18 protein-coding genes and 1 pseudogene are annotated in these 19416 nt (G+C 71.2%); 2 read left to right on the top strand and 17 right to left on the bottom strand.

What is annotated here, in order from left to right; all coding sequences use genetic code 11:
• Window positions 1-144: pseudogene (locus Q392_RS34220) on the bottom strand (IS110 family transposase); the annotation flags it as partial.
• Here Q392_RS34220 and Q392_RS32140 point away from each other — a divergent pair.
• Window positions 83-829: a substrate binding domain-containing protein gene (locus Q392_RS32140; RefSeq protein WP_425425194.1), complete on the top strand. Its 747-nt coding sequence runs from the start codon at window positions 83-85 to the stop codon at window positions 827-829. The pseudogene Q392_RS34220 and the gene Q392_RS32140 sit on opposite strands and share 62 nt — an antisense overlap.
• On the opposite strand, the gene Q392_RS20850 is transcribed toward Q392_RS32140, so the two are convergent.
• On the bottom strand, window positions 805-1623 hold the full coding sequence (locus Q392_RS20850) for an AraC family transcriptional regulator (protein ID WP_038211802.1): 819 nt from the start codon (window positions 1621-1623) through the stop codon (window positions 805-807). The genes Q392_RS32140 and Q392_RS20850 overlap by 25 nt on opposite strands.
• Window positions 1624-1738: 115 nt before the next feature.
• On the opposite strand from Q392_RS20850, the gene Q392_RS20845 reads away from it, so the two are divergent.
• Window positions 1739-2974, top strand: a complete 1236-nt coding sequence (locus Q392_RS20845; RefSeq protein WP_051953807.1) for an MFS transporter — start codon at window positions 1739-1741, stop codon at window positions 2972-2974.
• 81 nt (window positions 2975-3055) lie between these two features.
• On the opposite strand, the gene Q392_RS20840 is transcribed toward Q392_RS20845, so the two are convergent.
• The 15 genes from Q392_RS20840 to Q392_RS20765 all read right to left on the bottom strand — a co-directional run bounded on the left by Q392_RS20840 (window position 3056) and on the right by Q392_RS20765 (window position 19406).
• Window positions 3056-5956, bottom strand: coding sequence for an ATP-binding protein (locus Q392_RS20840; RefSeq protein ID WP_084217270.1), 2901 nt, complete (start codon window positions 5954-5956; stop codon window positions 3056-3058).
• Window positions 5957-6296: 340 nt separating this feature from the next.
• Window positions 6297-7457: a LuxR C-terminal-related transcriptional regulator gene (locus Q392_RS33655; protein WP_051953806.1), complete on the bottom strand. Its 1161-nt coding sequence runs from the start codon at window positions 7455-7457 to the stop codon at window positions 6297-6299.
• Between the two features lie 10 nt (window positions 7458-7467).
• A complete protein-coding gene (locus tag Q392_RS20825) occupies window positions 7468-7968 on the bottom strand; it encodes an Ohr family peroxiredoxin (protein ID WP_038211783.1) in 501 nt (166 codons plus the stop codon).
• 81 nt (window positions 7969-8049) lie between these two features.
• Window positions 8050-8805, bottom strand: coding sequence for an SDR family oxidoreductase (locus tag Q392_RS20820; RefSeq protein WP_038211781.1), 756 nt, complete (start codon window positions 8803-8805; stop codon window positions 8050-8052).
• A gap of 26 nt (window positions 8806-8831) precedes the next feature.
• Window positions 8832-9311: a carboxymuconolactone decarboxylase family protein gene (locus Q392_RS20815; protein ID WP_038211780.1), complete on the bottom strand. Its 480-nt coding sequence runs from the start codon at window positions 9309-9311 to the stop codon at window positions 8832-8834.
• A 208-nt stretch (window positions 9312-9519) separates the two neighbouring features.
• The gene (locus tag Q392_RS20810; protein WP_425425193.1) at window positions 9520-10335 is read right to left on the bottom strand and encodes an alpha/beta fold hydrolase; all 816 of its coding nucleotides are present in this window, start codon (window positions 10333-10335) and stop codon (window positions 9520-9522) included.
• 122 nt (window positions 10336-10457) lie between these two features.
• Window positions 10458-10817, bottom strand: a complete 360-nt coding sequence (locus tag Q392_RS32940; RefSeq protein WP_157008113.1) for a hypothetical protein — start codon at window positions 10815-10817, stop codon at window positions 10458-10460.
• Window positions 10818-11326: 509 nt separating this feature from the next.
• Window positions 11327-12877: a linalool dehydratase/isomerase domain-containing protein gene (locus tag Q392_RS20800; protein WP_038211777.1), complete on the bottom strand. Its 1551-nt coding sequence runs from the start codon at window positions 12875-12877 to the stop codon at window positions 11327-11329.
• Window positions 12874-13905, bottom strand: coding sequence for an alpha/beta hydrolase (locus Q392_RS20795; protein WP_038211776.1), 1032 nt, complete (start codon window positions 13903-13905; stop codon window positions 12874-12876). Before Q392_RS20795 ends, Q392_RS20800 begins: the two co-directional genes overlap by 4 nt.
• 11 nt (window positions 13906-13916) lie before the next feature.
• Complete coding sequence (locus tag Q392_RS20790; RefSeq protein ID WP_211260268.1) at window positions 13917-14621, bottom strand: ABC transporter ATP-binding protein; 705 nt, start codon at window positions 14619-14621, stop codon at window positions 13917-13919.
• A gap of 41 nt (window positions 14622-14662) precedes the next feature.
• Entirely contained in the window at window positions 14663-15439 is a 777-nt protein-coding gene (locus Q392_RS20785; RefSeq protein ID WP_038211774.1) for an ABC transporter ATP-binding protein, read from the bottom strand.
• Window positions 15436-16374: a branched-chain amino acid ABC transporter permease gene (locus Q392_RS20780; RefSeq protein ID WP_038211767.1), complete on the bottom strand. Its 939-nt coding sequence runs from the start codon at window positions 16372-16374 to the stop codon at window positions 15436-15438. Before Q392_RS20780 ends, Q392_RS20785 begins: the two co-directional genes overlap by 4 nt.
• Window positions 16371-17246 carry a branched-chain amino acid ABC transporter permease gene (locus tag Q392_RS20775; RefSeq protein WP_038211766.1) on the bottom strand — a complete coding sequence of 292 codons (876 nt, stop codon included), beginning with the start codon at window positions 17244-17246 and terminating at the stop codon, window positions 16371-16373. The genes Q392_RS20780 and Q392_RS20775 overlap by 4 nt, the downstream gene beginning before the upstream one ends.
• 30 nt (window positions 17247-17276) lie before the next feature.
• Window positions 17277-18428 (bottom strand): ABC transporter substrate-binding protein, encoded by a 1152-nt coding sequence (locus tag Q392_RS20770; RefSeq protein ID WP_038211764.1) that lies wholly within the window; start codon window positions 18426-18428, stop codon window positions 17277-17279.
• Between the two features lie 24 nt (window positions 18429-18452).
• Window positions 18453-19406: a zinc-dependent alcohol dehydrogenase gene (locus tag Q392_RS20765; protein WP_038211763.1), complete on the bottom strand. Its 954-nt coding sequence runs from the start codon at window positions 19404-19406 to the stop codon at window positions 18453-18455.
• Between the last annotated feature and the right edge of the window lie 10 nt (window positions 19407-19416).

Raw genomic sequence — 19416 nt, 5'->3', positions numbered from 1 at the left:
CGGCGCCAGGGCCATGGCCTGGTGGACGAGTTGCTCGATGCCGCTGACGTCATTGGCGAGCTGCCAGGTCTTGGCCTGGTCGCTGCTGGCGACCTCCAGCGTCTGGCTGGAGACATCGATACCGATAAAAACACAGTCGGACACGTCCTCTCACTCCCATCCTTGTCTATGCGAACTTCAAGTTCCTACAACCGTTCGGGCTGCAAGAAAGGACGGTCCGGCTCAGGCGCCCAGTGCTCAGTCACGGGCTTCACGCATCCCAGAGGCCGCTCGGGCTACCCGAGCCGGTCCGAGGCTTAAAGATACAAGGCTGGACATCGGGCTGACGGACCGGCCTGTCGAACTGATCCGGGAGGGCTTCGACGTCGCGCTGCGTGCCGGAGACATCGCCGACTCGGACCTGAACTCGCGGCTGCTGGCGCGGCTGCCGATGGCCCTGGCCGCCTCGCCGGCCTACCTCGCGGCCCGGGGCGTGCCCGACGACGTGGCGGCGCTGCGCCGGCACGACCACGTCCGCTACGTCGTCGGCGGGCGGCCCTATCCCGTGCGGTTCGCCGACGGGAGCGTCTTCACGCCGGAAGGCGTGCTCGACACGGACAGCAGCATGGCGATGCGCATCGCGGCGCTGAACGGCCTGGGCATCGTCTACATGCTGCGCCTCGCCATCCAGGAGGACCTGGACGCCGGCCGCCTGTCCCTCGTGCTGCCCGGCCACGCCCTGCCGACGGTGCCGGTGTACGCGCTGCACGCATTCGGACGCCACACGCCGGCGCGGGCACGGCTGTTCATCGACTTCGTCGCCGCTCAGTTGTCGGCCTTCGGCGCCTGAGCTGGCCGCGCGTGCCGCTGCGCGAGGTAGCGCCCGGGCGGCACGCCCATGGACTTCTTGAACATGCTGATGAACGCGTTGACGGAGTTGTAGCCGAGGTCGGCGGCCACCTGCTGCACCGTCGCGCCGGAAGAGAGCCACTGCAGCGCCACCATCACCTGCAGCCGGTGGCGCCAGTGGCCGAAGGACATGCCGGTCTCGGCGCGGACCAGGCGGGCGAAGGTGCGCTCGCTGACGGCAAGCCGCGATGCCCACTGCGCGGCCGTGCTGCGGTCGGCCGGATCGGCCGTCAACGCCTGCGCCATCCGGCGCACCCGCGGCTCGGCCGACATCGGCAGATGCAGCGGGCCGGTAGCGACGGTCTCGAGCTGGTCCAGCAGCACGGCCCGCAGCCGCCCGGCCTGCACGCCATGCTGCCGCTCGTGCGGCAGGCCGGCGAGATGCAGCGCCAGCTCGCGCAGCAGGGGACTGATGCCGACCGTGCAGCAGTGCCGCGGCAGGGCGTCCATTTCCACGCCGAGGAAGACGAAGCACACGCGGCTGTTCGGCGCGACCCGGTTGCCGTGGGGCGTGGCGCCCGGTATCCACAGGCCGCCGTGCACCGGCGCCATCCACATCGCGCCGGGGACCTCGCAGGTCATCGAGCCCTCCAGCACCATCGCAAGCTGGCCCTGGACGTGCCGGTGCTGCGGCATCTCCTCGTGCTGCGCGCCGGCATGCACGATCACGGCGGCGACCTCCGTGCTCATCCTGCCGAAGTCGAATGTCCAGGGACTGGATGGGCGGACGGACATGGGCGGGCGCCATTCTGGCAGGAACGAGGGATCGAACGTCGGCATCGAGGGACGCCGCGGCCAGGCCCGCCGATAGAGTCGATCGCGACATCGACACCGCCTCGGCCGCCTCCCCATGACATCACCGACACCGCCGCGCGCGGCGCACCATCCGGCGCTGGCGCTCGCCGGCATCCTGCTCATCGCCGCCAGCCTGCGCGCGCCGATCACCGTGGTCGGCCCGCTGGTCGTGCCGATCCGCGAATCCCTGGGCCTCGGCGCCGCGCAGGCCGGCCTGCTGACCACCCTTCCGCTGCTGGCCTTCGCGCTGGTCTCCCCCGTCGCGGCGCCGTGCGCGGCCCGGTTCGGGCTGGAGCGCACGCTGCTGGCCGCGCTGGCCCTGATGTGCGCGGGCATCGTCCTGCGCTCGGCCGGCCCGGCATGGGCGCTGTATGCGGGGACGGGCCTGGCCGGCGGCGCCATCGCTGTCGGCAACGTGCTGCTGCCCAGCCTGCTCAAGCGGGACTTCCCGCTGCACATGGCCCGGCTGACGGCGGGCTACGCCGCGACGATGATCGTGGCGGCGGCCCTGGCCTCGGCCGTGGCCGTTCCGCTGGCCGAGGCGTGGGGCGGCGGCTGGGCGCGCGCCCTCGCGGCCGTCGCGGTGCTGCCGCTGCTGGCGGCCCTGCCCTGGCTCGTGCGGGTCCGCCTGCCTGCCGACGCCGCCCCGCGGCCGTCTCCCGCGGCGCCGCGCCCTTCGGTGTGGCGGGCGCCCCTGGCCTGGCAGGTCGCGGCCTACCTGGGCCTGACCTGCTTCATCCACTTCGCCGCCATCGCATGGCTGCCGGCGATCCTGCAGGAAGCGGGTGCGTCCGGCGCACGCGCCGGCGCGCTGCACGGCTGGATGCAGTTGGCCGGCGCGGTGCCCGCGCTGGCGCTGGTGCCGCTGCTCCAGCGCCTGCCCGACCAGCGCTGGATCGCCTTCGCCTCGCCGGCGCTCGGCGCATGCGGGCTCGCGGGGCTGCTGGCGCGGCCCGAGTGGGCCGCGCTGTGGACGTTCGCCTTCGGCATGGGCATGGGCGCCTCGCTGGTGCTGAGCCTGGCCTTCGTCGGCCTGCGCGCCGGCTCGCCTCAGGTCGCCGCGTCCCTGTCCGGCATGGCGCAGTGCATCGGCTACCTGCTCGCCGCCGTCGGTCCGACGCTGGCGGGTTCCCTGCGCGAGTGGAGCGGACGCTGGAGCCTCCCGCTGGGCGCCTGTATCGCGCTGTGCATCGCGATGTGCGCGCTGGGGCTCTCGGTCGGGCGTGCGGGGCACATCGACGGAACGCCCGTCCGCCGAGGGCGAGAAGGCCCCCAGCCGAGCGCGGGCTGAATGCGCCCCTGCATCGGTGCCTGCCATGCAACGCTGCGGTCATCCCGGCCCGCGCCGCAGCGCGATCGGTGGAGCCCGGCTCTACCTGCTGTGCGCAGGGCGCCCGCGCACGGCGGCGCGCCTGGAGCCCGTCGCCGCCGGCGCGAGCTGCCGGAGCAGCTGGCGCAGCCGCTCGATGTCGCGGCCCTGGGCGCCGTCGCCGGCCTGCTCGCACGTCTCGGCGAGCAGTTGCGCCGCCCGGGCGTCCAGCCCGGTGGAGACCCACAGCCGGGCGAGGTCCAGCGCCGCGCGCCACGCCCAGCTCGCCGCGCCCTGTTGGCTGGCCGTCTCGAGGGCGCCGCGGTAGTGCGCCTCGGCCTCGCGCGCCATGCCGTCGCGCTCGCAGCGCCAGCCCGCCGCCCGCCGGACCTCGGCCGCGCACCACTGCGCCTTGCCCTGCGACACCCGCTCGAACAGGCCGTCGTCGATCCACTCGGGGCAGAAGGTCACCAGCATTTCCTTGCGCGGCGCGTCGTACGCCGGCAGACGCGCGGCCACCTCGCGCACGTGCCTGCCGCGGTCCTCGTCGGCATCGGGCAGCAGGCCCTGCTCGTACCACTGCGCGTAGCGCAGCCATCCCACCAGGCCCTTGCGCTGTGCCTCGTCCTTCATCATATGGATCCACGTGCGCGCCAGGTCCGACTCGCCCGTCCACACGGCGACCGGGCAGGCGCCATACAGGCCGGCGCACATCGTCACCGAGGTCCCCACCGCCTGGGCGCGCGCCACCAGGCTGCGGGCCGCCTCCAGCGCCTCGGCCGTGCGGCCCTGGATCCACAGCGTCCGGCAGAGCACTGCCATGGCGGCCACCACGGGGTCCACGCCCACCATGCTCGCCCGGGTGTGCACCGTGCCGCCGATCATGACGATCGACGCCTCGCTGTGCTGCCTGGAGACCTCGAAGCGGCCGCAGAAGTGGTTCGCCATCGCGCTCACGCGATGGGCGAGGTTGAGCGCCGACGGGTCGGACCATGTCTGCGCGACCGCCAGGAGCGCATCGGCTTCCTGCAGGGCCACCGCGTACTCGCCGCGGAACATGTCGTGCGTGCACCTGCCCCAGCGGGCCTGCAATTCCAGCATGGGCACCTTCAGTTCCCGTGCGCCGGCCAGCGCGCGCTCGGAGACGGCGGCCAGTTCCGACATCGATCCGCCCGTGTGCAGCAGCGCGCTGATCAGGGCAGTGCACAGCCAGGTGGCGGTCTCGACGTCCTCCGGCAACTGGCGGTCGACCAGCTCGAGGGCCGCCGCGATGCCGTCGCGGTACTCCTCGACCTGGGAGACGTGGAACCACAGGGCCGCGGACGCGGAGACCAGCGATGCGGCCATCTTCGCGTCGGGCTGCTCCGCCAGGCAGGCCTTCAGCGCGAAGCGCAGGTCGTCCAGGTGGAAGGCGTAGCGCATGCTCCACGCCCGCTCGTCGCGCACGGTCAGCTCCGCCGTCGCCGCCTTCATGAATTCGAGCATCAGCGCCGCATGGCGCTTCATCAGCATCGGCCGCTCGTCGGTGCGCGACAACAGCATGGAGGCGTAGCTGCGCGTCGTCTCCAGCAGGCGGTAGGGGGCGATCGCGTCGCCGCTGTCGAAGGACACCAGCGACTTGTTGGCCAGGGAGATCAGCGCGTCGAAAGCCTCGTCGGGGTCCATGTCGCCGTCGACCAGGCCGAGCGCCAGGTCGACGTCGAAGCGGCTGCGGAACACCGACAGCCGGCGGAAGAGCCGCAGTTCGCCCTCGCTCAGCAGCGCGATGCTCCAGTCGAGCGCGGCGGCCAGCGTCCGGTGGCGCGGGAACACCGCCCTGCTGCCGAAGGCATACAGCCGCAGGTGGTCGTCCAGCCGCCGCGCCAGATCGTCGATCGACTGGGCGCCCAGGCGCGCTGCGACGAGCTCGATGGCCAGGGGAATGCCATCGACCTGGCGCGCGATCCTGGCGAGCACGCAGCCGTGCGCTTCGCCGAAGGCGCCGGCGCCGGCCGCCCGGCCCCGCTCCACCAGAAGCTGCACGGAGGGCCAGCGCAGGGCCTCCTCCAACGTCAGGCGCTCGGCGCCAGGCACCGCCAGGGCCGCGAGCCGGATCACGTACTCGCCCGTCACGCGCAGCGCCTCGCGGCTCGTTGCCAGGATGCGCAGCCGGGGCAGCGCCGCCAGCAGGCTCGTCATCGGGATCACCAGCGACTCGATGACGTGCTCGCAGTTGTCGACCAGCAGGAGCACGTCGCGCTCCGCCAGGCATTGGACGATGGCCTGGATGGTGTCCGGCATGTCGGCCGCCGCCCCCAGCGACCGCGCGATGGTGCCGACCACGTGGTCCCCGGAGATCAGCGTCGACAGGTCGATGAAGGCGATCCGCGCGCCGTGCGCCTGCCCGTAGCGCTGCGCCGCCCGGATCGCCGCGCTCGTCTTGCCGATGCCGCCCGCGCCGGCCAGCGTGACCAGGCGATGGGAGGCCAGCGACTGCACGATGCCGGCGACGTCGTCGTCCCGGCCGACGAGTTCGGTCAGGCGCACCGGCAGGGGCGTGAAGGACGGCTCGGCCGCACGCTCCTGCACGGCCGCGCCGCCGTCGAGCGCTTCGCGGCGCACGCGCCCATTGAACCGGTAGCCCTTCAAGGGCACGTTGGAGATCCACTCCAGGCAGCCGTCGCCCTCGCCCGGCTCGCCCAGCGCCTTGCGAAGCGTCGACATGTGGACGCGAACGCTCGCCTCTTCGACCACCACGCCGGCCCACACGGCGGACAGCAGCTCGTCCTTCCTCACGTATTCGCCGGCCCGCCTGATGAGCTGCAGCAGCAGGTCGAACGAGCGCTGCCCGAGCCGCACGGGCCGGCCTTCGCGCTCGAGGCGCCGCTGCGCCTCGCTGAGCGTGAAGGCACCGAAGCGCCAGCGCGCCTCCTCGATGCCGGGGGAGGCGGAAGCGGGCGGCGGTCGCTCGGCCGGTGCTTGCATGGTGTGGCGTGGTCAACCCTGGGACGTGCGGTCGCCGGGCACGCTTCGGCGCGGCAGCGCGACCCGCAGGCAGCAGCCACCGGCCGCATGCCCGGCATCCGGGTGGCCCGATGCGCCCTTCCCGCGGCGCCTGGCAGGCATCCGGCGAAGGACCTGCGCGCGCACTATATGGCCCGGGTGCGGCCCCCGCAATCGATGGACGCGAATGACCTCACCGGCCTGCGGTACGGCCGCGCGGGCGGGCGGTCCGTGGCCTGGCAGGCGCATCTCCCGGCATGGCGCTTTCATGGGCCGGCGTCCTTCCTCTCAAGGCGATCGTCGGGGCCGGCGCCGGCCGCCTCTATGCCATCACGCCCAGCGGCAGCGGCCCGCGCCGCGGCGGCGCCGCATCGATCGCCCCGGCACACGCGCCAGCCATGCAGGCGGCCGGCGCGTCCTGGCCGTCCGCCATGTGCCGCCGGAGCAGGTCTTCTTCCCGCGCCGTCAGCCCGCCGCGCCGCGGGCACGCCGCAAGGAGCCGCACAGCCCGGCCGCAGAAGGCGCCGCTGCCGCCCCGCGCCACGGCGGCGATGCCGTCCAGCAGCTCGCGTGCGGAAGCGTCCTGGAACAGCAGGCCGTGGGCGCCGCCGTCGATGACGCGCCGGACGTTCACGTCGGCATCGCTGCGCGCCACGACGACGAGCCTCGGTGCTCGCCCGCCCGGCGCGGCGGCGGGGCGGTTCGACGCGTGGTCGGGATCGCACACGACGACGTCGACGGGCGTCTCCACGCCGTCCGGCCCGGCCTGCAAGATCAGGCCGGGCTCACGCCCAACGAGCGCACGCAGCCCGGCCATCAGCAGCGCGTCCCTGTGGTGGACGCGGACCGCGATGGCCGGCCTGCGCGTCGCGGTGCGCAGCCCCGGCATCGCGGCGCCCGGCGCAGCGTCCGCTGCCAGCAACGCGCCGCGGCGCAGGGCGCGTGCAAGTCGAGGCGCCCCGTCGGGGCCGGCGATCCGGCCCAGCACCGAGCGGACCCGCGCCCGCACGGTGCCCTCGGCGATCCCGAGTCTCCGGGCGATCTCACGGTTGTCCAGGCCGCGCGCGAGCAGCCGCAGCACGTCCAGTTCGCGCGGCGTCGGCGCTCCCCGGGCGAGGTCGTCCAGCAACTGGTCGGCGACGCCCACCGACAGGTACCTGCGCCCCTCGGCCACGCGCCGCACCGCCACCTGCAGTTCCTCCGCCGTGCAGTCCATGCCGAGGTAGCCGCGCGCACCCGCGCCGATCGCGCTGCGGACCTGCCAGGTCCTGTGGGACTCCGCGACGACGAGCACCGGCCGCGCGGCGCGCGCGGACCGAAGCGGGTCTTCCAGCACCTGCAGCGCCGTCGCATGGTCCGCCACGAGCACGCCGGCGGACCCTGCCTGCGCGCCGAGCACGGCTTCGATGCCCGCGGCGATGCACGGGCTCCGGTGGACGACCGCCACCCGGATCCGCGCATCGCACGTGGCCGCTGCCGTCATCGCCGGTGCACTACGCCGCGCCGGCCAGGGCCACGATGCTGGTGATCCCGTTCCTGGCCATCTTCGTGTAGGGACAGTAGCGCTCGGTGCTCCTCACCAGCGCCTGGGCCACGCTCCTCTCGACACCCGGCAGCGCGATCCTGACATCGGCCGCGAGCGCGAAGAGGCCGTCCACCGGATCGCGGCCCAGCGTCACCTTCACCTCGACGCTCGCGCCGTGGACCGGTATGTTCCGCCTCGCCGCCAGCAGGTTCAGCGCGCCGTGGAAGCAGGCCGCGTAGGCCGCCGCGAAGAGCTGCTCCGGGTTGGTGCCGCCGCCGGGGCCGCCGAGTTCCACCGGCAGCCGGAGGTCGCAGGCGAGGCTGCCGTCGTCCGAGCGTGCGACGCCCGACGCGCGGGCGTGCTCGCACTCGCCGCCGGTGACCGTCACCGCCGTCGAGTAGATCGAATCGAACTGCGCACCGTGGTACTTGTCGAGGAGGCTGGGCAATGGAGGCTGCAGGCGGGTCATGATGGGCGGGAATCGGGACGACGGCGCGGACACGCCCCACCTGCGCCGCGCGGCGCAGGCGGGAGCGGATGCCGCAGCGGTTCAGCGCGGCGCCTTCGGCATGGCGAACCAGGCATCGAAGCCGATGCTGCAGGTGCGCGCTCCGGGGCCGGGCACCAGGGTCTCGTCCTTCAGTTCGGCGCCGAAATAGCGCGCGTGCACGTCGGGCACCACGGTCCTCGGGTCCTTCGAGGCGGCCAGGAAGCGCTGCACCAGGTCCGACAGGCGCGCGCGCTCCGGCCCGGCGATCTCGACCACGCCGTTGAGCGGCGCGCCCACGGTGTACTCCGCCACGGCGGCCGCCACGTCGTCCGAGGCGATCGGCTGGACGAAGGCGGGCGACAGGTGCACGCTGCCGCCCTGCGTGGCCGACTGCGCGATGGCGCCCAGGAACTCGAAGAACTGGGTGGAGTGCACGATGGTGTAGGGCAGGCCCGACTCGCGGATGAGCGCCTCCTGCGCGATCTTGGCGCGGAAGTAGCCGCTCTCGGTCAGCCGGTCGGTGCCCACCACCGACAGCGCGAGGTGGTGGCGCACGCCGGCCTTCCTGCCCGCCGCCAGCAGGTTGCGGCCCGAGGTCTGGAAGAACTCCAGCACCGCCTTGTCCTCGAAGGACGGCGAGTTGGCCACGTCCAGCACCACCTGCGCCCCTTCCAGCGCCTGATCCAGCCCCTCGCCGGTGAGCGTGTTCACGCCCGAGGCCGGCGAGGCGGCAAGCACGTCGTGCCCGCCGGCGCGCAGCCGGTCCACGACCTTGGACCCGATGAGGCCGGAGCCCCCGATGACGACGATCTTCATGATGTTTCTCCTGTGGTTGTGCGGGTTCAGGCCAGGGCGGCCTTGTCGAGGCCGAAGAGCTTGTCCGCGGAGCCGGGCACGCTCTTGAATCCGATGTTCAGGCGGCTCCATGCGTTGGTGGACATCACCAGGAAGGTGAGGTCCGAGATCTCCTTCTCCGACAGCTGCGTGCGCACGCGCTCGTACAGCTCGTCGGGCACGCCCTGGTCGGACAGCTGGGTCAGCGCCTCGGTCCAGGCCAGCGCGGCCCGCTCGCGCGGCGCGAACAGCGTCGACTCGCGCCACGCGGCCAGGTGGTACAGGCGCAGCTCGCGCTCGCCGTGCAGCCTGGCCTGCTTGACGTGCATGTCCAGGCAGAACGCGCAGCGGTTGATCTGGGAGGCGCGGATGACCACCAGATCGCGGATCGGCTCCTCGATGGCGCCCTCCTTGATGGCGTTGAGGAACTCGACGAACTTCTTCAGGAGTTCGGGTGATTGCTTGGCGTAGTCGACTCGTTGCGTCATGGCGATGTCCTTTCCGGGGCCTTCGGTCCCGGCTGTTCGAGGTGGAAGGGTGCGCGTCCGGCGTGAGCGTCGGACGTGGATTCATCGTAGGTTTCGGCCCTGCGCCGCGGTAGCCTCGATCCGGGCCGCTCGGTGTTGCATCGAATGCACCAATCGGCAGGGCCGCGGCCGCGGCCGCGGCGGCGCATGCAGTGCCACCGCAGGGCGCTCAGGGTTCGCCGGCCTTCGAGGAAGCGGCCTCGACGATGATCCGGCCCACGCTGTGGGGCCTGGAGACCAGGACGGAATGGGACGCGCCCCTGGCGACCACGGTCTTCACCGCCTTCGCGCGCTGCGCCATGAACGCCAGGGCCGCGGGCGGAATGTTCTTGTCGGCATCGCCATAGACGAACCAGGACGGAATGGTCTTCCACGCGGCCTGGGCCGCCCCTTCCGCAAGGGCGCCTTCGGTGACGGGGCGCTGCGACGCCGCCATCAGGCGGCCGGCGTCGGAGGGCACGTCCGCCGCGAACTGGCTCCAGAACTTGTCCTGTGCGATGTAGAGGTCGCGGGCGCCGTCGGGCAGGACGACCGGCCGGGCCAGCGCCTGTCCCAGCGTGCTGCCGGGGAACCTGGAGGACAGCTCGACCGCCGACTCGCCCGTGTCCGGCGCGAACGCCGCGACGAACACCAGCGCCCTGACGTTGGCCTGCCCATGCGCGGCGACGGAGATCACCGAGCCGCCGTACGAATGGCCCACCAGCACCACCGGCCCCTCGACGGAAGACACGAGCGCGCCGACGAAGGCGGCATCCGATGCCAGCCCGCGCAGCGGATTGGCGGCCGCGATGACGGGATAGTCCCGTGCGCGGAGATAGCGCACGACGGCGTTCCAGCTCGCCGACTCGGCGAAGGCGCCGTGCACGAGGATGACGGTCGGCTTCGGCGGTCCGGCGGACGCGGCCGCGCTGGCCGGCGTGGCGAGCTGCCACGCGCACAGGGCGAGGATCATGAGGACGCGCATGAGGCGATGGATCGGTTTCACGTTGGTTCCTTTCGGTCTGTCTGGCCTGCCAGGGATTCCGGCTTGTGCGGAGGGGTTGCCGGACCGGCGGCGCAGGCACGTTGCCGCCGATCGGCAAGGGATCTCGGGCTGTCGTTGCGCCGTCAGTCGAAACGCGCACCGGCCACCGTGCAGGCCTTCGCCGGCATGCGCGCGCCGGCGTCGCCGGCCGCGGCGAGCGCGGCGCCGAACGGGTTCGTACCCTCGCGGGCGACCGCTCCCAGCGTGGCGGTCACGGTGAGGATGCAAAGCGCGATGTAGCTCCAACTGCACAGGCGATCCACGGCGTTGCGCGGTGCTGTGCATCCGGCGTCGGCAGCCGCTATGTCCATCCGGGATGCCCTGGCAACGACGGAACAGCGACGGCGTGCCGATGACTGCGGTGGCATGGTGTGCGTTGGAGGGTGGATGGATTCGGCGGGCGTCTCCGAGTCCGGCGAGGACGCGGAGATGGAGAGCGCCATGCGTCGAAATCCTAGGTTCGGGAGTGGCAAGGCAGAAGGGCCCTCGCCAGGACCATCGTGTTGATCCGATGGCATCAATCCACCGGGCGCTGCGGCCGCACGCACGCCGATGCGCAGCCGCGAAAGCCTGCTGGGAGACTCCGTGCAGGGATGATCAGCTACAGATTCGCATGGAGGCCGGAGTGGACCTGCCTCGTTTCCGCGTGCATCGAGTCATGCAGGCGGGCGTTCCTGGGCTTCCGGCGGTTCAGCGTGCGCGGGCGGCATCGGGTGAAGGCCGAAGTGGAAGCCGGCGCGCATGGCGTCGAACCTGCGGCCCCATGGCTGCAATGCAGCCGGCGCAGACATCAATCCAGGGTCCAGCGCGCCCTCGCAAGCCACGCCTTCCAAGCGCGCAACCCGCGCAATCGCTGTGTGCAGCGGCCGAGGCCCCCGCCCTCACATCCTCTCACCCAAGCCCCAAACCGTCTGCCGCCCGGGCTCCTCCAAAGGCCGCGGTCGCCAATGTCTCAGCCGGCGTGGAAGCTCAGCACGAAGCGCCCGGCTTCCACCAGGCGGCTGCAATCGAGCAGCAAGCCGCACTCGTTCGCACGCAACGCCGGCAAGGTAGTGCGGTTCAAGACGATGCCGCTTCCCTCTGCCACCTCGCAGCCATCGAGCGCGAGCGTCCAGCGCCCCCGTTCGGCAAGCCGTCCGATTGCGACCTCGAGGTCGCCGTGCGCACCGGCGCAGCGGCGCAGTGCGAAATGCAATCGCGCCGCTGCCGGGTCGAAACGCGCCTGAAGCACGTCCACTGCGTCACCCACCTCCACCAGCGCGGGCTGGCGGCGCTGCTCGCCGTCGATGGGCTCGTTGTAGAGCTTCCACAGCCCGTCGGGCACATTGAGCGCTGCATAGCCCATCAGCACGTTGCCGCACATCGGCTCCATCAGTGTGCGGTGGCCTCGCGCGTCCTCCGGCGCGTCATTGCGCGGGAAGTAATAGCCGCCGTCGCGCCAGGTCGGCGACATGTAGCGCTCGGCATGGCGCTGCAGCCCGGCCAGCGTGGCCTCGTCGCCCATCTCCGAGGCCCAGGTCGCGGTCCAGCCGAAATCGGAGTCGTCGTTGACCACCTTCTGGCCCATGATCGGCGGACGCTCGGCCGAACGCACCGACAGCGCGCCATCCTCCCCCTCGATGAGCCAGCTGCGCACCTGCGCCGGGTAGTGGTTGCGGACGAAGTCGCGGTTCCACATGTTCATGAGCGTGCCGCACCAGGCGTCGGCCCAGGGCGAAGGGCCTGCGTTGTCGCGCACGGCCTTCGAGTCTTCCATGATCATCATGTTGTAGTGGCCGTTGGCACCCAGGCGGCCAAACTGTTCCCAAGCCTTCTGGTAGGCATCGGTCACCTCGGCGGCGACCGACCGGCCGTTGACCAGATCGTGCATGCGAAAGCCCAGGATGGCCGGCTGGTTGCAGATCTGGAACACGCAATTCGGTTCGCAGGCCACGCCCAGGTAGCCGCTCTCCACCATCTGCCAGTACACGGTCTCGTTCAGGCTGTTCTGGTCGTATTCGTAGCGCCGCTCCTTGCCACCCCAGAAGAAGGACCAATACCTGAATGTCAGTGCCCCGGGGGCCGCGTAGCGGTGGTCGTCGAACAAGTAGTCGTAGAGCAACGCCATCGACTGCACGTAGGCGCTGTACATGATGTTGTCGCGCGCGACCGGGTCCCACTCTTCCTGGAGCCGATCCGCCAGGTGCATGTTGAACACGCTGCCGCCGCGGCTGACGCGCGCCCAGTACATCCAGACCTCGGGCAGAAGCATCTTGTCCATCAGGCGCTCGAAGACCGGCTTGAACACACCCGGCGCAGCCGGCAGGCGATGCCGATGCGCCAGGGCCAGGGCGTAGGCCATGTACGCGATCTGGAAGCGGTAGCCGCCGAAGTCGTCCTGGCCCGCGCCACGCCCCTGCATCAGCGACCAGTCGTTCGGCGGCTGGCGCGAGAGGTTGGCGAAGTGGCGCAGGTGCCCCACCTGGCGATCGGTGAGCTCGTCATGGGCTGCGTCGATGGTCATGCGGTTCTTTCCTCCAGGTCGATACGCCGGGCGATCCAGGTCGCCAGGCAGGCGTTGACGCGTTCGGGCTGCTCCTGCTGCATCCAGTGGCCGCTGTCGACCACTGCCTCGCTGAGGTCGCTGCACAGGGCGCGCATGGGCGAGGCCAGTTGCGAGTCGCGGGTTTCGCAGATCCAGTCGAAGGCGGCATGCAGGAACAGCACCGGCACCGCCAGGCGCCCCGCATCGGGCGCAGCGGCCGCGAACGCGGCGTTGCGCTCCATGTTCATGTACCAGGCGTCGGGGCCGAAGAAGCCGTTGCATCGCAGCCGGTCGGCGTACTCGGCGAGCGCCTCCTCGGAGAGCACGGCGGGGTCGCGCGGCAGGTCGGGGGCGATGCCCGCGCCGCCGAACCAGCCGCCGTCGCGCCGCATCGTCGCGGTGCGGTAGGGCTTGCCGCGCCCCTCGGGGTCTCCGGAGCGCATCAGCGCCTTGACGGTACGCAACGGATCGGCCTCGAGCGCGGCGCGCGCCGCTTCGAAACTTTCCTGATAGTGGCACTGGTAGTCCCATTGGCCCGCGGGATACAGGGCCTGCGGATACACGTTGCGATCGACCAGCGGCAACAGGCTGTCGAGCGTGAAGCCGCGCGGCAGGTAGGGAACGCAAAGGTTCGCGACGCCCAGGCACTTTTCCGCATGGTGGCTCGCCATGCTCCAGACCACCGGCGAGCCCCAGTCGTGACCGACCCAGATGGCCTTGTCACGGCCCAGGTGCGCGAGCAGCTCCACCATGTCATGCACGACCTGCGCCATCGCGTAGTCCGCGCATGCCGGATGCACCGTCGAGCCGCCATAGCCGCGCATGTCCGGCGCCACCACGCGAAAACCGAGCGCGGCGAAGCATTCGATCTGGTGGCGCCAGCTGACGGCGAGCTCGGGCCAACCGTGCACGAACACGATCAACGGCCCGTCTGCCAGTCCAGCCGCCAGGTAGCGGGTGGTGTGCCTCGGGGTTGCGCACTCGCGCACGGTGATCTCATGCCGCATGTCCGCCTGCCTCACATGCCGAGATAGGCGGCCTGCACGGCGGGGTCGGCGAGCAGCGCTCGGCCCGGGCCCTCGAGCGTGATGCGGCCGGTCTCGATCACGTAGCCTCGGTCGGCGACGGCCAGCGCGGCGCGCGCGTTCTGCTCTACCAGCAGGATGGTCTTGCCCTCGTCGCGCAGCCGGCCGATGACACCGAAGATCTCTTTCACGATCAGCGGCGCCAGCCCCATCGAGGGCTCGTCGAGCAGCAGCAGGCGCGGCCGGCCCATCAGCGCGCGCGCCATGGCCAGCATCTGCTGCTGCCCGCCCGACAGCGTGCCGGCCGCCTGGCGCCGGAACTCGCCGAGGATGGGGAACAGCGCATACATCGCCGCCAGGTCGCCCTCGACCTGCGCGGGATCGTTGCGCACGAAGGCGCCGAGCCGCAGGTTGTCCTCCACCGTCATCGGCCCGAACACCTGCCGGCCCTCGGGCACCTGACAGATGCCGCGTTTCACGCGCAGGGCGCAGGGCGCGCGCACGATCGGCTCGCCATCGAAGACGATGGCGCCTGACGATACCGGCTGCACGCCCGAGATGGCACGCAGCAGCGTGGTCTTGCCCGCGCCGTTGGCGCCCACCAGCGCCACCAGCTCGCCTTCGCTCACCGCGAGGTCGACCGCGTACAGCGCCTGGATGCGGCCGTAGTGGCTGGTCAAGCCCTTCACCTCGAGCAGCTTGCTCATCGACAGGTCTTCATGCATCGCGGGTCCCGCGTTCATGCCTCGGCACCCAGGTAGGCGGCAATCACCTCGGGGTCGTTGCGCACCTCGGCCGTGCCGCCGAGCGCCAGCCGGCGGCCATAGTGCAGCGCCAGAATGCGGTCCGACACCCCCATCACGAGCTTCATGTCGTGCTCGACGAGCACGACCGTGGTGCCGTTCTCGGCGATCCGGCGGATCAGCACCTCGATCTGCGCCGTCTCCGTGTGGTTGAGCCCGGCGGCAGGCTCGTCCATGAGCAGCAGCCGTGGCGACGTGGCCAGCGCGCGGGCGATCTCCAGCCGCTTGAGCGCGCCGTAGGACAGCTGGCTTGCCTGCGCCTTCGCGTCCGCGCCGACGCCCACGAAATCCATCAGCGCGTGCGCCCGCGCACGGCATTCCGCGTCGGCGCGGCGCAGCGCGGGCGGACGGAACATGCCGCGCAGCAGGCCCGTGCCGAGCGACAGGTGGGCGCCGATCATCACATTGTCGACCGCGCTCATGTTCATGCACACCTGCAGGTTCTGGAAGGTGCGGCTCAGCCCCAGGCGCGCGAGCTTCTCGGGCGGCATGCCACCGACGTCGCGGCCGAACAGCGCGATGCGGCCGGCCGTGGGCCGGTAGATGCCGGTGACGAGGTTGATCAGCGTGGTCTTGCCGGCGCCGTTGGGACCGATGATCGCGTGCACCGTGCCCGCGCGCACCTCGAAACTCAGGTCCTGGATCGCCTTCACCCCGCCGAAGGCGATGGACAGGCCCTCGACCTTCAGCGCATCGGCCGCCGGCGTGCTCATGGCGACCTCCTGGCGAACAGCCCCTTCAGGGTCGGCACGATGCCCGCGCGCATGAAGATCATTGCTGCCGTGAGGATGAGTCCGAGCAGCAGCGTCTCGAAGGACTCGAAGGCATGCAGCACCTGCGGCAGCAGCGTGATGATCGCCGCGCCGACGATCGATCCGAAGACCGAGGCGGTACCGCCCAGCACCACCATCATCACGAACTCGACCGAACGCGTCAGGCCCGCGGCGGCGGGCGTGAGGAAGCCGACGTAGTGCGCCATTAGGCTGCCCATGACGCTGGCCATCACGGCCGACAGCACGAACACGCGCGTCTTGAAACGGCCGGCCTCGATGCCCACGGTGCGCGCTGCCACTTCCGAGCCGCGGATGGCCTGCAACGCGCGGCCGGCCGGCGAGTCGACCAGGTTGGACGCAGCCCAGGTCGCCAGCAGCAGCAGCGCCGCCGTGAGCGCATACCAGGCCGGCTCACCCGACAGCGACGTTCCGAGCACCGACAGCGCCGGCACCACCATGCCGTCCGAGCCGCCGGTCCAGCGGGTCTCGTTGTTGAAGACGATGGCCGCGATGAGGCCGAGCGACAGCGTGGCCATCGCCAGGTGATGGCCGGCCAGGCGCAGGATCGGCCACGCGATGACGAAGGCCAGCACGCCTGTCGCTATCGCGCCGGCGGCCAGCGCGGCCAGCGGCGGCCAGTCGAAATGCGTCGTCAGGATCGCCGACGCGTAGGCACCGAAGCCGAAGAAGGCCGCGTGCCCCAGGCTGATCTGCCCCGCGTAGCCGAAGAGCAGGTTGAGGCCGATCACAACCACCGCGTTGATGGCGATGCGGATCGCGATGTCGTAGGCGAAGCTGCTCGGTCCCAGCAGCGGGAACAGCAGCAGCAGCGCCGCGAGCAGCGCGAGGCCTGCATGGCGGTTTGAGAATCTCATACGCGCTCCGTCACCCGCGCGCCGAACAGGCCGCGCGGCAAGAACATCAACACCAGCAGGATCAGCACGAAGGCCACCGCATCCTTGTAGGCGGCGGAGACATAGCCCGCGGCCAGCGCCTCCATCACGCCCAGCACCAGGCCGCCGACGATCGCGCCCGGCCCGCTGCCGATGCCTCCGAGCGCCGCGGCCGCGAAGCCCTTGAGGCCGAGCACCACGCCAGCGTCGTAGCTCGTGAAGGTGATCGGCGCGGTGATGACGCCGCCGATGGCGCCAAGCGCGCCCGACATCGCGAACGACACGAGCATCACCCGGTCGGTCCCGATGCCCACCAGCGCGGCGGCCAGCGGGTTGTGCGAGGTCGCGAGCATGCCCTTGCCCGAGAGCGTGCGGCCGAAGTACCAGGCCAGCACCACGACCACCGCCAGCGTCACGCCCAGAACCCACAGGCTCTGCGGCACCAGCGTGGCACCCGCGACGCGCAGCGGCGCGTCGCCCGAGAATGCGGGCAGCGCGTGATTGCCCTTGCCGAGCACGACCTGCACGACGCCGCGGATCACGAGCGCGACACCCAGCGTGATGATCAGCAGGGTGATCAGCGGCGCGCCGCGCGCCGGCCGTACCGCGAACCGTTCCATGCAGGCGCCGGTGAGCACCGATGCGAGGATGGCCGCGGCGACCGCCAGCGGCAGGCCGCTGCCGGCCTCGACCATGGCCGCCGCCGTCATGGCGCCGAGCATGATGAACTCGCCCTGCGCGAAGTTCACGATGTGGCTCGCGTTGTAGATCAGCGCGTAGCCGAGCGCCGCGAGCGCGTACATCGCGCCGACCGTCAGGCCGGAAAAGAGGAACTGCAGCAGTTCAGACAACATGGTCGCTCCCATGCCGGCGCGCCGGCATGCTCATTTCACGAGCTCGAAGCGGCCGTCGCGCACTTCGATGATGCGCAGCGAGTCGGTCTTCAGGCCGTTGTGGTTGGCAGGCGTCATGGTGAAGGTGCCGTTCAGTCCCACCAGCCCCCTGGTCGATTCGATCGCGTCGCGCAGCTTCGCCCTGTCGGTGCCGTTGGCGCGCCTGATGCCGTCGACCGCAATGGCCAGCGCATCCGCCACGTTGCCGCCGAAGGGCGAGGCGTCGACCTTGTAGGCCTCCTTGAAGCTGCGGTAGTAGTCGAGCGAGGGCGCCTTCTGCGGATCGCCGTCTTCCAGTGCGTCCGGCACGACGAAGCCCGTGGTCGGCATGCGCACGCCTTCGGTCGGCGCGCCGCCGAGCTTGATGAACTCCTGGTTGACCGCGGCATGCGGCATGTAGACCGGAAGCCTGAAGCCCATCTGCGCGTAGTTCTTGATCGCGACGGCCGGGCTGGTGCCCGCGCCGCAGAAGATCAGCATGGCCTGGAGGTCCTGCAGGTTGCGCAGGCGGGTGAACTGCGGCGTGATGTCCGTGTCCTTCGGCCCGTAGCTTTCCTCGCCCACGACCGTGATGCCGAACCGGGCCGCCGCCGCCGTGACCTCCTTGCGCCCGGACTGGCCGAAGCCGCTGGTTTCCGAGAGCAGCGCGATGCGCTTGATGCCGCGCTCCTGCATGTCCTGCAGGATGCGCTCGGCCACCATGCGGTCGGAGTGCGGCGTCTTGAAGACCCACTTCTTCACCGGATCGACGAGCGCAAGCCCGCCCCCCGTCGAGACGAAGGGCACGCCGGCGCGCTCGGCGTAGGGCACGATCGCCATCGCGGTGGGCGTGACCGTGCCGCCCAGCAGCACATCGACCTTGTCGGTGTCGACCAGGCGCTTGGCGAAAGTGTTCGCGTTATTCGGGTCGGACTGGTCGTCGTAGACGGTGAGCACGATCTTGCGGCCCAGCAGGCCACCACGCTCGTTCAGCCGTTTGACATGCAGCTCCAGTGTCTTTTGCTGCGGATCGCCGATGAATCCGACCGGCCCCGTCACCGACAGAATGGCGCCGATGCGGATCGGCTCGCCCTGGGCCTGCGCGGCGAGGCTGGCGGTGAGCCCCGCGAGGGCGAGAAGGGCATGGCGAATGAAGGGTCTCATGGTTGTCTCCGTCTGGTTGTGGGGTCAGGCGCTCATGCGCATCTGCAGCTTGATCTGGCCAGGTGGCAGCCGGCCTTCGAGCAGCCGCGTGAACATCTGCTCGGCCTGCTCGAAGGGCACGGCATGCACCCAGCGCGTGTCGAGACCGGGCAGCATCGCGACGGCCTCACGGAACTCGTCGGGCGTGTAGCCGAACGATCCCTTCACGGTGCGCTCGCCGCCGATCAACGGCCCTGCGGGGACCGCCATGTCGGCGCTGTGCAGGCCGATGAGCACGGCCATGCCGCCCGGGCGCACCTTGAGCACGGCGTCGCGCCGCGTGGCCGAGGCGCCCACCGAATCGAAGATCACGTCGAAGCTGCCCTCGATGGCCTCGGCCGTGCGGTCGGCGCCGCCTGCCTCGGCGAAGGCGCGCCGCTCGACCGACAGGTCGGTCACCATCACGTCCTTCACGCCGAAGCGCTTGAGCACGAACAGCAGCGACAGCCCGATCGAGCCCGCGCCGAGGATCGCGACCGGACCGCTGCCGATCGCCTGGGCGCCGAGGCGGTAGGCGTGCAACGCGGTGGCGACCGGATCGGCCATCGCGGCCTGCGTGATCGTCGCGCGGCCTGCCGGCACGAGGTTGCCCTCGTGCACCGCGACCGCTTCGGCGAAGCCGCCGTCGCGGTGCACGCCGATCACCTGGCGGCGTTCGCACAGGTGGGCGCGACCTTCGCCGCAGGCGCGGCAGCGGCCGCAGGCCAGCAGCGGATTGATGATGACGCGCTCGCCGGTGTCCTCGCGCAGCCCCACGAACTCGTGGCCGAGCGTCACCGGCGCCTCGGCCTTGGGTCGCTCGTCGCGCACCACGCACATGTCGGTGCCGCAGACGCCTGCCTGCAGCACGCGGACCATCACCTCGCCGCTGCCGGCACGCGGCGCTGGAATCTCCAGTTGCCGGACCGTCGCGTCGCCCACGTAGACCAGTGCCTTCATGCGTGTCTCC

Source organism: Xenophilus azovorans DSM 13620 (assembly GCF_000745855.1).
Lineage (GTDB): Bacteria > Pseudomonadota > Gammaproteobacteria > Burkholderiales > Burkholderiaceae_C > Xenophilus > Xenophilus azovorans.
This window is presented reverse-complemented; position numbering and strand designations above follow the sequence as displayed.